The sequence below is a fragment of the Sphingomonas sp. 7/4-4 genome (genome assembly GCF_027941955.1).
Taxonomy (GTDB): domain Bacteria; phylum Pseudomonadota; class Alphaproteobacteria; order Sphingomonadales; family Sphingomonadaceae; genus Sphingomonas.
Genome location: NZ_CP115960.1, coordinates 578,763 through 593,462, shown reverse-complemented (window position 1 = coordinate 593,462; position 14,700 = coordinate 578,763). Strand labels below are relative to the sequence as shown.

General features: G+C 69.5%; 9 protein-coding genes and 2 pseudogenes. 1 reads left to right on the top strand and 10 read right to left on the bottom strand.

The window, feature by feature from the left end; all coding sequences use genetic code 11:
- Nucleotides 1-272: 272 nt before the first annotated feature.
- Nucleotides 273-2,648 carry a penicillin acylase family protein gene (locus tag PIB19_RS03090; protein WP_271239632.1) on the top strand — a complete coding sequence of 792 codons (2,376 nt, stop codon included), beginning with the start codon at nucleotides 273-275 and terminating at the stop codon, nucleotides 2,646-2,648.
- Here PIB19_RS03090 and trxA read toward each other — a convergent pair.
- The 10 genes and pseudogenes from trxA to PIB19_RS03040 form a co-directional block, all read right to left on the bottom strand.
- On the bottom strand, nucleotides 2,645-2,965 hold the full coding sequence (gene trxA, locus PIB19_RS03085) for a thioredoxin TrxA (protein WP_056619782.1): 321 nt from the start codon (nucleotides 2,963-2,965) through the stop codon (nucleotides 2,645-2,647). The two genes, PIB19_RS03090 and trxA, sit on opposite strands and share 4 nt — an antisense overlap.
- Nucleotides 2,966-3,021: 56 nt before the next feature.
- On the bottom strand, nucleotides 3,022-4,089 hold the full coding sequence (locus tag PIB19_RS03080; protein ID WP_271240896.1) for a PD-(D/E)XK nuclease family protein: 1,068 nt from the start codon (nucleotides 4,087-4,089) through the stop codon (nucleotides 3,022-3,024).
- A 401-nt stretch (nucleotides 4,090-4,490) separates the two neighbouring features.
- Nucleotides 4,491-5,846 (bottom strand): UvrD-helicase domain-containing protein, encoded by a 1,356-nt coding sequence (locus PIB19_RS03075; protein WP_271239631.1) that lies wholly within the window; start codon nucleotides 5,844-5,846, stop codon nucleotides 4,491-4,493.
- A gap of 62 nt (nucleotides 5,847-5,908) precedes the next feature.
- Nucleotides 5,909-6,439 (bottom strand): UvrD-helicase domain-containing protein, encoded by a 531-nt coding sequence (locus PIB19_RS03070; RefSeq protein WP_271239630.1) that lies wholly within the window; start codon nucleotides 6,437-6,439, stop codon nucleotides 5,909-5,911.
- Between the two features lie 218 nt (nucleotides 6,440-6,657).
- Nucleotides 6,658-9,589, bottom strand: a pseudogene (gene addB, locus PIB19_RS03065) (double-strand break repair protein AddB).
- 26 nt (nucleotides 9,590-9,615) lie between these two features.
- Nucleotides 9,616-10,371, bottom strand: coding sequence for a nucleotidyltransferase family protein (locus PIB19_RS03060; RefSeq protein ID WP_271239629.1), 756 nt, complete (start codon nucleotides 10,369-10,371; stop codon nucleotides 9,616-9,618).
- Nucleotides 10,368-11,342: an aminoglycoside phosphotransferase family protein gene (locus PIB19_RS03055; RefSeq protein ID WP_271240895.1), complete on the bottom strand. Its 975-nt coding sequence runs from the start codon at nucleotides 11,340-11,342 to the stop codon at nucleotides 10,368-10,370. The genes PIB19_RS03060 and PIB19_RS03055 overlap by 4 nt, the downstream gene beginning before the upstream one ends.
- Before the next feature lie 105 nt (nucleotides 11,343-11,447).
- Nucleotides 11,448-11,783, bottom strand: a complete 336-nt coding sequence (locus PIB19_RS03050; RefSeq protein WP_336297248.1) for a tRNA (adenosine(37)-N6)-threonylcarbamoyltransferase complex ATPase subunit type 1 TsaE — start codon at nucleotides 11,781-11,783, stop codon at nucleotides 11,448-11,450.
- Nucleotides 11,784-11,934: 151 nt separating this feature from the next.
- Nucleotides 11,935-14,270: pseudogene (locus PIB19_RS03045) on the bottom strand (ATP-binding protein).
- Between the two features lie 84 nt (nucleotides 14,271-14,354).
- Nucleotides 14,355-14,606: a hypothetical protein gene (locus tag PIB19_RS03040; protein ID WP_271239628.1), complete on the bottom strand. Its 252-nt coding sequence runs from the start codon at nucleotides 14,604-14,606 to the stop codon at nucleotides 14,355-14,357.
- Nucleotides 14,607-14,700: the final 94 nt, after the last annotated feature.

Genomic DNA, 14,700 nt, shown 5'->3' with positions numbered 1-14,700 from the left:
GAACCGGCCCGCGCGCATGCCCTCCGCGGCGACGCACAGCATGATCCTGCAACCTCTTTTGGGTTACATGGGCCATAGCGGAACCGAAGGTGCGCCGTGGTCGCGCGAAGCGTCAACAGGGGACGGAGTTCTTTGGCTTTATCGGGCCATAGCCGCGGACTATGGGTTGCGGCCATAACCTGACCCTATGGGTGGGGTAGCCCTCGCCATGAGACGGCGTTGCGCACACGGCGCTAGCCTCGCGTTCGAGTGCCATAGCGGGGAAGATTGCCGTGTTCGACCGTCGTTCCTTCCTGCTTGGCTCGTCAGCGACGCTCGCATTGGCGCCCGTAGCGGCGCTCGGCCGCATTCGGCCAGCCCAGGCGCGCGAGGCCGTCGTGCGCGGGCCCGAGGCCCCGATCGAGATCGTCGACGACGTCTATGGCGTGCCGCACATCCGCGCGGCATCGATCCCCGATGCCTTTTTCGGTCAGGGCTATGTCGTCGCGCGCGACCGGATGTTCCAGCTCGATCTCTCGCACCGCCGCGAGCTCGGCCGCTTGGCGGAGGCGTTCGGGCCCGACTTCGCGAGGCACGACGCCACCGCCCGTCTCTTCCATTATCGCGGCGATCTCGATGCCGAGCTGCGGGATGTGCCCGACGACGTGCTCGCCTGCGCCCGCGCCTATGTCGCGGGGATCAACGCGCGCATCGACGAAGTGGCCGCCGATCGTTCGCTGCTGCCACTCGAATACAAGATCCTCGACGTCACTCCGCTTCGCTGGGAACTGCAGGATCTCGTGATCCCGCGCGGCGCCTCGATCGACAATGCCGATGACGAAGTCCGCCGCGCGCAGCTCGCCGCGCTGGGCCTGCTCGATCTCGACGCGATCATCGCGCCGCTCCGTCCCGCCTGGCAGATGAAGGTCCCCGAAGGGCTGGATGCGGCCGCCGTCTCGATCGCCGATCTCGGCATGCTCCAGCTCGGCAGCCTGCCGTTCAGCGCCGAGACACCGGTCGCCGATCCCGCCGCGGGCCCGGCCGAGCGCGCCAATGCCGGCAGCAACGCCTGGACCGTCGCGCCCTCGCGCACCGCCACCGGGCGCCCGATCCTCGCCAACGATCCGCACCTTGGCATCGGCGGCTTCGGCCCGCGCCATGTCGCGCATCTGAGCGCGCCGGGGCTCGACGTGATCGGCGGCGGCTCGCCCGGGCTGCCCGGGATCATGCAGGGCCACACCGATCGCTTCGCGTTCGGCCGCACCAATTTCCACATCGACCAGCTCGATCTGTTCGTGCTCGAGCTCGATCCCGAAGATCCCGAGCGCTATCGCCATGACGGCGGCTGGAAGCGGTTCCGCCGGGTGGAAGTGGCGATTCCGGTGCGCGGCGGACCCGCGCGCAACGTGACGCTGCGATATTCCGAACAGGGGCCGGTGGTATCCCACAACCCTGCCCGGCGCCGCGCCACCGCAGTCGCCGCCATCGGAATGCAGCCGGGTGCCTCTGGTTCGTTCGCGATGATCGCGATCAACCTCGCAAAGGACTGGAAGAGCCTGCGCAAATCGGCGTTCCGCCTGCATCCCTCGCCGACCAACTTGCACTATGCCGATGTGGACGGGAACACCGGCTGGCAAGTGATCGGCTATGCGCCGGTGCGCAAGAAGGAGGACGGGCTTCTCCCCGTGCCCGGCGACGGTCGCTACGACTGGACCGGAATGCGCGATTTCGAGGCGCTGCCGAATGAATATAATCCGTCGAAAGGCTGGTTCGCCTCGGCCAACCAGAACAATCTGCCCGCCGACTGGCCGCGCGATCGCATACCGGCTTTCTCGTTCCGCGATCCCTATCGCTACGAGCGCATCGTCGACGTCCTGTCGCATCAGGAGCGGCACAGCCTCGCCGACAGCGTCGCGCTCCACCACGACACGCTGTCGACGCCCGCCAAGCAGCTGATCGCGCTTTTGCCCGCGAATCCGTCGCCAGCCGCCAGGCCAGCGGTGACGATGCTGCGCCGATGGGATGCGCGGCTCGACGCGAACAGCGGAGCGGCGGCGCTCTTCGAGATATTGTGGCGCGATCTCGGCAGGCGCATGCTCGCCGCGATCGTGCCTGCTCGCGCAAAGGCGCTGGTGACCGAGATCGCCCCCTCGGTCTTGCTCGGCCTGCTCGCGAAACCCGACGCGCGGCTCGGTGCCGATCCGCTAGCGGCGCGCGATGCGATGCTGGATGCCGCGCTAGCCGCCGCCTGGGCCTCGGCACGCGAGTTGCTCGGTGCCGATCCCGCCACGTGGCGTTGGGACACGCTCCATCAGGTGCGCATCCAGCATCCGCTGTCGCGCATTCCGGCGATCGCCGCCGCCTTCCCCGCCATCGAAGGCAGGGGAACGGGCGGCGATTCCTATACGGTGATGGCGCGCTGGCTGGGCAGCGGCCCGGGGTGGCGCGTCGGCGGCGGCGCGAGCTATCTGCAGGTCATCGACGTCGGCGCGTGGGACAATTCGCTGATGCTCAACCTGCCCGGCCAATCCAACGAACCGCGCTCGCCGCATTATCGCGACCAATACGCGCCGTGGATCGAAGGCAGGATGCAGCCGATGCTGTTCAGCCGCAGCGCGGTCGACGGCCAGGCCGCCGGCCGCACCACGCTGAAGCCTGGCGGCTCCTAGAGCTCCCGCTCGATCCACTGCTTGATGCCGCTCTTGGGCATCGCGCCGACCTGGGTCGCGGCGACCTGGCCGTTCTTGAACAGGATCATCGTCGGGATGCCGCGCACGCCGTACTTGGTCGGCGCATCGGGGTTCGCGTCGATGTCGAGCTTGACGATGTTGACTTGCTCACCGAGCTCGGCGGCGATTTCCTCGAGCGCCGGCGCGATCATCCGGCACGGCCCGCACCACTCGGCCCAGAAATCCACGAGCACAGGCTTGTCCGCCTGGAGGACATCGGCGTCGAAGCTGGCGTCGGTGGTAGCCTGAGTGGCCATGGAAACGTCTCCTGATAGGTTCTTGACTGTGTATCTATGTCTCCGGCGCTCCCGGCTCAAGCGCGCGAAGCCAAGCTTTGCTCCTTGGCGACCAAGTCCGCCTTGTGCGCTTCGAGCAGACCGGCCGGCAGAATGTGCAGCGTCGGCCACGCGGTATAGAGCAACGCCGCCTCGATCCGTCGCCCCGGAAAGATCACCGCCAATGCCGCGGAATAGGCCGCCATCTGCCGCAGATGATAAGGCGGGATATCCTCGACGCTGCCCGGCGCCCGCCGCCCGGTCTTGAAGTCGACGACGCGGACGCTGTCGGGGCCGACCACCAACCGGTCGACCGTGCCCGACACGACCAGCCCCTCGACCACCGCCGCGATCGGCGCCTCGGCGAGCGCATCGGGTGCAAACAGCGCAGAAAAACGCGGATCGCCGATCACTGCCAGTGCCGCGCCCGCAATCTCCGAACGCGCCGCGGCATCCGCCACGCCGCCCGGCCCGGCCAGCCAGCGCTCGGCCGCCGCTTCGCGCATGTCGGGTGCGAGCGCGGGCAATCGCTCGAACAACCCATGCAGCAGGCGCCCGCGCTCGGCAGCGACGCGCATCGCCGGGCCGGGCGGCGGATCGGCGACGCTGTCGTCGCCCAATGACGAGGGCGCGAGCGGCCGCGGCGGACGGGCTTCCGCGGGCGCCGGACGCGCAATCCACTCGGGCAGCGCGGGGTGCGAACCCTCGGACTCCACCGTTCGCGCAATCGCCACGACAGGTGCAGGCGGCACGAGCCCACGGAACTCCCGGATATCGCCTTCCGCCACGCCCAGCGCGTCGAAAGCCCGCGCACAGGCCGCGTACCAGCTCGCGGCGGGCGGCTCGCCCTTCGCCTGCGGCCCCAGCGCGCCGGTGATCACCAGCCGCTCCTCGGCACGCGTCGCCGCGACGTAGAACAGCCGCCAATGCTCCTGCAGCTCGCGCGCATCGACCTGCGCGACCACGGCATCGAGCGCCCCGCCCCGCTCCGCCGTGCGCGGCCGGAAGATCGGGAACGGCGCATTTTCGTAATCCTCCGGCGCCCAGAGCAGGAAATCGCGCGGGCTCCGCGTTGGATCGACAGTCGCGTCGGCGAGGATCACCATCGGCGCCTGCAGCCCCTTGGCGCCATGCGCAGTCATCACCCGCACCGCGCCCGCCGGCTGGGCGGCATCGCGGACGATCTCGACATCGCCGCGATCGAACCAGTCGAGGAAGCGCTGGAGCGAAGGCGTTGCGACATTCTCGAAATTGAGCGCGGCGTTGAGCAACTCCTCGATCGGATCGCGCGCCTCCTCGCCAAGCCGCAGCAGCAATTTCCGGCGTCCGTCGAGTTGTCCCGAGAGGATCTCCTCGAGGAAGCGATAGGGCGTGGTGAAATCGGCGCGGTTGAGCAAAGCCTCCAGCGGCGCGATCCGATCTTTGGCGATATCGCGCAAATGGCTCCACAGCGACGCGTGCCGAGGCCGCAGCGCCGCGGCCATCAATTCGTCCTGGCTCCAGCCGATCAGCGGCGACACCAGCAGCGAGGCCAGCGACAGATCGTCCTCCGGCTGCAGCACGAAGCGCACCGCCGCGAGCAGATCCTGCACCGCGAGCGGCGCATTGAGCCGGAGCCGGTCAACCCCTGCCACCGGCACCCCTCGGCATAGAGCCGCGCGACGATCAGCGAGGCGAGCTCGCCGCGCCGCTTGACGAGGATCATCACGTCCTCGGGGCGAAGCGCCCGCCCTTTGCTCTCGAGCATCAGCCCATCGGCGAGCCAGGCCTTGATCGCCCGGGCGATCCGCTTCGCGTGCTCGCGCGTCGCGTCGCGGACCCATTCCTCTTCCTCGGCCTCGGTGCCGCCCTCGATCGTCGGCGTCCACAGCGTCACCGTGCCGGGGCCGGGCACTTCGCTGGCGTGCAATTCGCCGTCGGTGCCCATGCCCGGCTCGGGCAGCTCGGCGATCGCCGCGTCGACGAATTCGAGCACCGGCGCGGTCGAGCGGAAGCTGTGCGTCAGCGACAATTCCTCGACCGGGTGCGGCTCGACGTCGAACCCGGCATCGGGCCGGAAATTGGACAGCGCCCGGAACCGCTCGAATGCCGCGCGGAAATAGATCGGATCGGTGCCCTGGAAGCCGAAGATCGCCTGCTTGTAGTCGCCGACAGTGAACAGCGTGCGCACCCGCTCGGCGCGCGTTCCCTCGCCGACGAAGAACTCGTCGACGATCTTGCTGACGATCGCCCATTGCTGCGGGTTGGTGTCCTGCGCCTCGTCGATCAGGACATGCTCGGTGACCTGATCGAGCTTGTAGCGCACCCATTCGCCCATCCCCGGCTGGCCGAGCAGCTCGACGGTGCGGCGGATCAGGTCGTTGAAGTCGACCGCGCCCACCCGGCGCTTGGCCCGCGCATAGGTGTCGGCATAGGCTCGCCCCGCCTCCAGCCCGCGCGCGAGCAGGTCGGCGAACTCGGCCTGGGCCTTCATCCCGAGCAGCTCGGCGCAACGCCCGTGCAGCCGCATCGCGATCTCCGCATAGCCCGGCTCCTGCGGCGCCTGCCCCTTGCCAAACGAGCGCGGCTCGCCCTTCGCGGTCGCCCACACCGAGTGGAGATCGGCCAGCCGCAGCGCGCGCTTGCCCGGCGGCAGCGTCAGCCACATCGCGATCTCCTCGGCGCGCGCGAGCCCCGATTTGGTGCCCCAATTCGCGTTCATCGCGGCGATCTCGCGCATACCCGCGAGATCGAACACATCGTCGCCGCAGCTTCGCTCGATCTCGGCGGCAATGTCGCCGGAGGGCAAGCCCATCGCGCGGCGCAGGAAGGGCTGGATGCCGCTGGGCAGCGTGTCCATCGCCTCGGCATTCGACGCGCACATTTTCAGGAACGCCTCGGCCTTGCCTTCGCCCAGCCTCAGGCTGAGCGCCCCGACCGCGTCGATCAGCCCGGTGCGCCCCCGCGTCCGGCATCGATCAGCATTTCGGCCAGCGCCTCGCGCGCGAGCACCGCTTCCTCGCGCTGGTCGAGCGGACGGAAGCCCGGAACCAGCCCAGCCTCGACCGGGAAGGCCGAAAGCAACGACTGGCAGAAGCTGTGGATCGTCTGGATGCGGATCCCCCGCCCGGCGCATCGAGCACCTTGGCGAACAAGGTGCGCGCGCGGGCGCGGCCCTCGGGGGAAATGCTCTCGCCCAGCGCCTCGAGATCGGCGACCAGCTCCTTGTCGCTGGCGCGCACCCAACGCGCCAGCCGGCTGGTGATCTCGCTCGGACATCTCCGCCGCGCCCGCCTTGGTGAAGGTCAGGCACAGGATCGCGCCGGGATCCATATCGGCCAGCAGCAGCCGCCACACCCGCGCCGCGAGCACCTGCGTCTTGCCCGTCCCCGCCGATGCGGAGAGCCAGACATGGCGCGCGGGATCGCTGGCGCGGCGCTGATTTCCCTTGAGGGGGTGGAGGGGCCGAACGCTCATTCTCCCCTCCCTCTTAGGGAGGGGATCAAGGGGTGGGTGTCGGCGGGCGGGGCTCGATGCCCCGACCGGCGACTTCGACGCGGGCCGAGACCGCGCGGCTGGCGCCGCGCACCCACCCCCGGCCCATCGCCGGGTGAACAGTGCCCCGCACTGTTCAGGCCATGCCGGGGGCATGGCCGACCCGGCGATCTTACAGGGAGGGAGCAAGAAGGACGACCTCAATCACGCCCATACCATTCGTCGCGCCGCATCAGCTGGTCATACTCGGCATAAGGCGCGTAATCGGGGTGGAGCTTCGCCGTGAACGGCTCGTCCCCCGTCAGCCACATCCGTGCCGCACCCTCGAACTGCGCCACCGCTCGGTCGATGAAGTCGTCCGCCGGCAGATAATCGCGGCGTTTCGGATCGCACGGGCTCTCGATATAACCGAACGTCCCGCGGCTGTTCTTCGACAGCGACCAATATTCGAACTGCTTCGCGCGGCCCGCGATCCCTTCGAATCCGCCACGCTCGGCGATCAGCCCGAGCAGCCCAAGCTGGAGGCTGAATCCCTCGCGCACCGCGGCAAGGCTGGGCGGCTTGCCGGTCTTGTAGTCGACGATCGCAAGGCTGCCGTCGCCCATCCGGTCGATCTCGGTCGAAGGTGCCGCTGAGCTCCACCCCGGCGAACGGGATCATGCCGCGCTTCTCCACCGCGATCACCTTGCGCGACGGATCGGCGGCGATCGCGCCCGCGATCCATTCGATCGCCTCCCTCAGCCGCGGCGCCCACAAGGCGCGCATCATCGGATGGGTTCGCTCGTCGGCCAGCATCGCCTCGGCCCGCGCGCGCAATTTGTCGGGCGCGCAATCATCCTCCTCGAACCAGCGTTCGAGCACCGCGTGCACGGCGGTGCCGCGCCACGCCGCGCTCGGATCGGCATCGACCGGGTCGAGCGGCATCAGCCGCAGCATACGCCGCGCGTAGAACGCGTAGGGATCGGCCTTGAGCCGATCGACCTCGGTGACCGACAGCGCCTTGGGCCGCAGCTCCACAGGCGGTTGCGGCGCGGGCCGATCGGCGGGCAGATGCTCGCCCGGATCGTCGATCCCGCGCAGCCACGCTTCGATCTCCCCTGCCCGCTCCAGCCCACCCGACAGCGCCTCGAGCCGCAACCAGAAGCGCGAGGCGATCGTCGGCGCGCTGGCATCGCGCCGCGCCCGCGTGAGCAGCACTTGCGGCGCCCCCAGCGCCCCGGCCAGATCGTGCGCCGAGAGCCCGATGCGGCGCTCCAGCCCCGGCAGCCCCAATTCCGCCCGGATCCGCGGCGCGAGCCACGGATCGGGCGCGGGCAGCCCCGGCCACACGCCTTCGTTCAACCCGCCGAGGATCATCAGGTCGGCAGTCTGCAGCCGCGCCTCGATCAGCCCCAAGATCGAGAGCCGCGGATGCCCGCCCTGCGGCGGCCGGACCGCGACTTCCTCCATCAAGGTGCGCAGCATCGGCGCGAGCGTCTCGGGCTCCGCGCGCGGCGGGCCGTTCGCCGCCTCGCGCTCGGCGCTATCGAGCAGGCCGGCAGCCTCGCGTCCCTCGGCGCGTGCCCAGAGCGCGTCGCCGCCCAGCGCCTGCGCCGTCTCGCGCAGCGCCGCCAGCAGCGCCGGCGCCGGCTGCGGCCCGCCCGCGAACAATGCCTCCAGCGGGGCGAGCAACGCCCGGGCTTCCGGCCACCAGCGTTCCGCGGCCCGGCGCAAATGCCCGTCGCGGCCGTCCTGCTCGGCCAGATGCCGGTCGATCCCGCCAAGTCCCGGCGCCGGGCGCGGTCCCCGCAGCGCGCGATCGAGCAGGCGCACGCCCTCCAGCCATTCGGCGCGGCGCCCGGCCATCGTCAACGGATGCTTGAGCAGGGTCAGCAGCGGCAGCGGCGCGAAGCCCTGCGCCGCCGCGTCGGCGAGCGCGAGCAACAAGGTCCCCGGCGGCAGGATCGACAGCGGCTGCCCCGCCGAATCGTCGACCGCGATCCCCCAGCGCGCGCAATGCGCCGCGACACGCCGGGCGAGCGCGCGATCGGGCGTGACCAAAGCCGCAGTCCGCCCCGGCGTCTCCAGCACCTCGCGCAGCGCCAGCGCGATGCCCTGCGCCTCCTCGGCAGGAGTCGCGACGTCGAGCACGCGGACGCCGTCGAGGCGGCGCTCGGCGGCGGGAAGCGATGTCCAGCCATGCGTCAGCTCGGGCGGCGCCATCGCCGACGCGATCGCCTTGCTGCGCGCCGGCGGCGCATCATGCTCGCTGACCACGCGCCACGGATCGAATTCGCTGCGATGCACCCCCATCCGATCGAGCAGCAGCTTCAAATGGAATTGCGGATGGCTTTCGAGGCTCCGCCGACGCCGTCCGGTGACCGGATCGGGCTTGTGCGGCCCGAGCGCGTCCCATTCGGCCTCGCTGATCCCGGTGGCGAGCCCGGGCAGCACCACCATCCCCTGCGGCAGCTCCGCGACGGTGCGCAGCAGCCGCGCGAAAGCCGGCGCGGAGGCAGTGATGCCCGCGGCGCAGACGAACCCCTCGGGCGCCGCGCTCCGCCATCGCTTCGCCATCTTGTCGATCAGCCGCCGCCGCCGCTCGGCAAGATCGATCCGCCCGAGCCGCTCGAGTTCCTTCGGCCAGCGCGTCAGCACCACTTCGAACAGTTCGAGCGAGCGCTCCCAATGCGCCGAAAGCTCCTGGCTGAGCTCGATCTCCTTGAGCGCGCGCGGGGCGACTTCCTCGATCAGCAGCTGGTCCAGCGTGGTGGCGAGCTCGCCCGCCAGCCGCACCGCCTCCGCGGCGTCGACCGGAGCGCCCGCTTCCTGGATCAGTCGCGCGAGGATCATCCGGCGCTGGAGCGGATCGACCGCGGGCGGGATCGGCTCCGCATCGTCGGCGCGGTCGAACACGGCCTCGTCGAGCTCGGGATCGCCGACCGCGACCAGCCGCGGCAGCAGCAGCCCGCCTTCGCTGGCGCGGACGAACGCGTCCTGGATCGCGCGCTTGGCACGGTTGTTGGGCAGCAGCACCAGCCCGCGCGCCAGCTTGAGCGGATCGCTCCCGAACCGCCTCACCAGCCCGATCGCCAGCGCGTCGGCAAAGGCGCGGTGCGGCGGGATGGTGTAGAGATGGAGGCGTTCGGGCATTGGTCGGGTGACCCTAGCGGAAAGCGTCACATCTGCGCCAGCACCGCCTCCGCCGCGCCCACTGCCGCCGGCGTGCCGACGTCGAACCACAGCCCCTGGTGCACCACGCCCCACAGCCGCCCCGCCTCCAGTGCGCGATTGAAGAACAAATTGGTCGAGAACGGCCCCTCGGGCCAGTCGCGGATCAGCCGCGGGGAGAGGATCGAGACGCCGATGAACACGAAGGGTGCCAGCCGCCCCGGCTTGCGCCGTTCGGTGATCCGTCCCATCGCGTCGAGCCGGAAATCGCCCTGCCCCTTGTGGCAATTGGCGCGCGCGAGCGGGATCAGCAGCAGCAACGCGTCCATCCGGTCATCGTCCCACTGCGCCGCAAGCGCCCGGATCGCGTCGACCGGGCCGTCGATCCACAGATTGTCGCTGTTGACGCACAAAAACGGCTTGTCGCCGATCAGTTCGCGCGCCTGGACGATGCCGCCGCCGGTCTCCATCAGCTGCTTGCGCTCGTCGGAGATCAGGACCTCGATATCCTTCACCCGCGCGCGCAGATGCGCCTCCATCTGGTCGGCGAGATAATGGACGTTGACGATCGCGCGCTTCACACCCGCGGTGCGCAGGTGATCGATGCTGTGGTCGATCAGCGCCTTGCCCGCGACTTCGACCAGCGGCTTGGGCCGCGTCGCGGTCAGCGGGCGCATCCTCTTGCCGAGCCCCGCGGCCATCACCATCGCGGTCTCGGGCACGGCAGCATCGGGCTGCGGCCGCAGCGAATAGATCGCGCTCATTCGCCGACGATGGCGAGAGGGTCGCCGCGCAGCTCGGCGGGGATATTCGCGTCGAACCAGTCGGCCACGGGCTTGAGCGCCGGATGCTTCAAGTCGCGCTCCAGATAGCCCCAGACGCGCGGGCACAATCCCGGATAGCGCGGCTTGCCGTCGCGCTTCCACAGCCGGGTGAAGATGCCGACGATCTTGGCGTTCCGCTGTGCACCGAGCACATGATAGGCCACGTCGAAAGCATCGCCCGCGCCGGTGATCCTTTTGTAGCGATCGAGCATCGCCGTCTCGAGCTCGGGCGCCACGTCGCGCCGCGCGTCCTGCAGCAGCGAGACGAGGTCATAGGCCGGGTGCCCGGCCAACGCGTCCTGGAAATCGAGCAGGCCCAAGCTCTCACTGCCTTCGATCAGCATGATGTTCTCGGCATGGTAATCGCGCAGCACCGTGACGGGCGTATGACCCGCGAGCAGCGGCGCGAGCACGGCATCCCACGCATCGACATAGCCCTGATTGTCGACTTCGCAGCCCACCGCCGGGGCGTACCATTCGGGCAGGAGCCCTGCCTCGCGCTGATATTCGGCAAGGTCATAGGCGCGGATATCCGCCGCTTCGTGCTGCCCCAGCCGGATCAGCAGGTCGACAGCTTCTTCGTACAGCCGCAATTCGCTCTCGGGTGCGGCGTCGACCGTCTCGCGCAGCCGCGCGTCGCCGAAATCCTCGAGCAGGACGAGACCATGCTCGAGATTCTCCGAGAGGATCGCCGGCGCCGCAAAGCCGCGCCCGGTCAGCCAGCGCGCGATCGAAATGAACGGGCGCGGATCCTCGTGCGGCGGCGGCGCGTCCATCAGGATCGCACTGCGATCGTGGTGTACCACGCGGAAATAGCGCCGGAACGAAGCGTCGCCGGCGAGCGGCCGGATCTCGGCCCCCTCCCATCCGGCGGCGATCAGGAAGTCGGGCGCCGCGGCGGGCGGGTTCATATCAGGGGCCATCGGTCCCTCCATGCCGCGGGCACCTTCGCTGTCAAGACACGCGCGCCGTCCGGCGTCAGTTCCAGGCTGAGCCACAGCGCGTCGCGCCAATATTCATCGCCCAGCCGCTCGGGCCATTCGACGATCAGCAGCGAGATCCTCGCGCGCATCGTCGAGCCCCAGCTCCTCCGCCTCCCCGGCCTCTTCGATCTCGATAGAGATCGACGTGCAGCACCGGAAAGCGGACTTCGGGGGAGCATAAGGCTGGACGATTGCGAAGCTGGGGGATGGCGCCTCTTCCTCCAACCCCAAAGCCGCAAGCAGTCCGCGCGCGATGCTCGTCTTGCCCGCGCCCAAAGGGCCGGACAGCGCGATCACGTCGCCCGGCCGGACCAGCTCGGCCAGTCGCGCTCCCAGCGCGAGCGATTCTTCGGGAGAGGATAGCAGCATTCAAGATCCTCCCCGGAACGGGGAGGGGACCGCGCCCGAAGGGCGTGGTGGAGGGGGCGCCGCGAAGGAATCGCTCGTGGCAAGCCCCTCCACCATTGGCTTTGCCAATGGTCCCCCTCCCCGTTCCGGGGAGGATCGAGGAAAGCACTCCTCACCGCGGCAGCTCCACCGTCACCAGCGTCCCCTCGCCCGGCTCGGAGATCAGCTCGATCCGCCCGCCATGCGCCTCGACGAACTGCCTCGCGAGCGGCATGCCCAGCGCGAGCGCGCGCTCGCCGTTGCGCGATATGCCGTGCTGGGCAAAGCTGTCGAAAGCCCGCGACACGGCCTCCGCGCTCATGCCCGGTCCATTGTCCGAAACGATCACCCGCGCCACCTTCCTGTTGCCGTCGAGATGGAGCAGCACGCGGCCATTTTCCGGCGTGCTCGCCACTGCGTGGCGCAGCAGATGCTCGATCACTTGCCGCAGCCGCCGCAGATCGCCGGTGACGCTGCCCGCGGTCCCGGTATCCTCGACCACCAATTCGATCTTCTTGTCCTTCGCGAGCGGCGCGATCGCCTCGGCGGCGGCGTTGGCCGCCAGCTCCAGATCGACCGGAACCTTTTCCAGCGGCGCGCCCTCGCTCTGCGTCAGATCGAGCACATCGTCGACCAGCGCGCTCAGCCGATCGACCGAGACCAGGATCGCCTCGGTATATTCGACCGCATTTTTCGTCAGCTTGCCCGCGAAGCCGCCGTGCAGCATCTCGGTGAAGCCCTTGATCGAGGTGAGCGGCGTACGCAGCTCGTAGCTCATGTTCGCGACGAACGCGGTCTTGACCCGATCGGCCGCAACCAGCGCCTCGTTGCGATCGCGCAGGGCCCGTTCCGCCCGGTGGTGATCGGTGGTGTCGAGCATCGTCACCAATGCGTTGCCGTCGGGCAGCGGCACCGCCGTGATCTCGAAATGCCGCCCGTCGGCGAACGCCACGCTGCTGCCGCGCGTCTGCCGATCCTTGGCGGCCATGCGGATCAGATCGCCCAGCACCTCGGCGCGATCCGGATTGGTGAGCCTGGACCCCGCCGCCTTGACCAACTGACCGATCTGGGGATGCCCGTCGAGGAAGCTGTCCTCGAAACCCCAGACCTGGCGGAACTTCCGATTCCACAGCTGCAGCCGTCCCTTGCCGAACACCGCGACAGCCTCGGCAAGGCTTTCCAGCGTCGCGGTGCGCACCTGCTGCATCTCGTCATGCTCGCGCTGCAGCTCGAATTGCTGGGTACGGTCCTCGAAGATGAGCAGCAGCCCGCCCTCGGGTAAAGGCTGGGCGACCACGCGCAGATGCACGCTCGCGACGGTCCAGGTCTCTTCCACCGCGTCGGGTTCGATGAACCATTCGCGGCGCTCGGCCTTCCACGTAGGATAGTCGCGCACTTCCGGCAGGCGATTGGCCTCGCGCATCCGATCGAGCACGCGATCGAACTCGGGGCGATCGGCCAGCCACTCGTTCTTCATCGCGAACATGCGCTGGAACGGCTGGTTGCAGAACGCCAGCGTCCGATCGGGCGCGAATTGTGCCACCCCGGCAGACAGGCGGTCGAGCATCGCACGTTGCGCCTCGCCGAAGCGCTTCAGCCCGCCGCGCAGCTGCTCGAATTCCTCGATGTCGATCGCGAACCCCGCCACGCCGCCGGTCGGCAGCGGCACATCGTGCAGCCGCAGCATCCGCCGCGCGCCGCCGATCGTCGCGGGCATCGCCGCGGTCTGCGGCTCGCCGGTGTCGCGGGCGATCGCGGCGTTGGCGAGCGGCCCGCCCAACCCCGCGCCTTCGACCAGTTCGAGCCCGCGCGCGACCACATCCTCGCTGTCGCGGCCCTCGACGGCGCGAACATAGGCCGAATTGACCATCAGCAGCCGGAGGTCGGGCCCGCGATACCACATCGGCATCGGCGCCGCCTCGATCAGCGCGGTCAGCGCATCGAACGCCGTGCGGAGCAGCATCGCCTCGCGCTGCAGGCGGTTGATTTCCCCTGGCTCTCCGTCGCGTCGAGGAACCACAAGACCACGCCGCCGGGCGCGTGCATTGCCTCGCCGGCGCGCTCGCCGATCACCAGCAATGCGCGTTCGGATCCCTGCGCGCGGACCGATATGCTGAACGGCTGCCCCGCCTTTTGCGCCGCGATCACATGTTCGGAAAGGGCGGCGGCGTCGGCCGCGACCAGCCCGTTCTCGATGCCGGCGAGGTCGGAAAGCTCCCGCGGCATCAGATCCAGCCCCAGCCAGTCCGCCAGCCGCCGCGGTACCTCGACTCGTCCGTCGGCGCGCACCACCATCGCCTGCGCCGGCGATCCGGTGACGAGCGCCATCAGCCGTGCTTCCCGATGGGTGCTCTCGCGTGCCTCCGCGCGGATCCGCAACCCGGCGAACAGCATCCAGGTGCCGCAAAACAGCAGCAGAGCCAGCACTGCCCCCGCCACTATCGCCGCCGACTGCGGAATCTCGATCAAGCCGCTCCTCCGCGGCTTCGCTGCACCATCATGCCCAACCCTTAGGCAAAGCGCCGCCGATCGGAAAGCGGCTTGCTGGCGCCGCTATGCGCGCGGCGCCTCCGCGGTCTTGCCGAGGAGCCGATTGAGAAGCGGCCGCCGCGTTTGCCGGGGCGGCACGGCGGGCGTGAGCTCGGGACGCGCGTTGTCGAGTGGCTCGATCGAGAGCTGCAGCATCAGCCGCCGGGTCTCGTCCTCCAGCGCCTCTTCTTCGGGCGCGCCCATAGCCAGTCGCAGGATCTCGGCGATCCGTTCGCGTGCGGGCTCGGCATCGAGATGCGCTTCGCTATCCCTCACAATTCAAAGGTCTAACGAAGCAATCTCTCGTCGGTCGCAACACCGCCGGGCTCGCCGGGACGATCCGACGCAAATGCCGGATCGGTCGACTTGA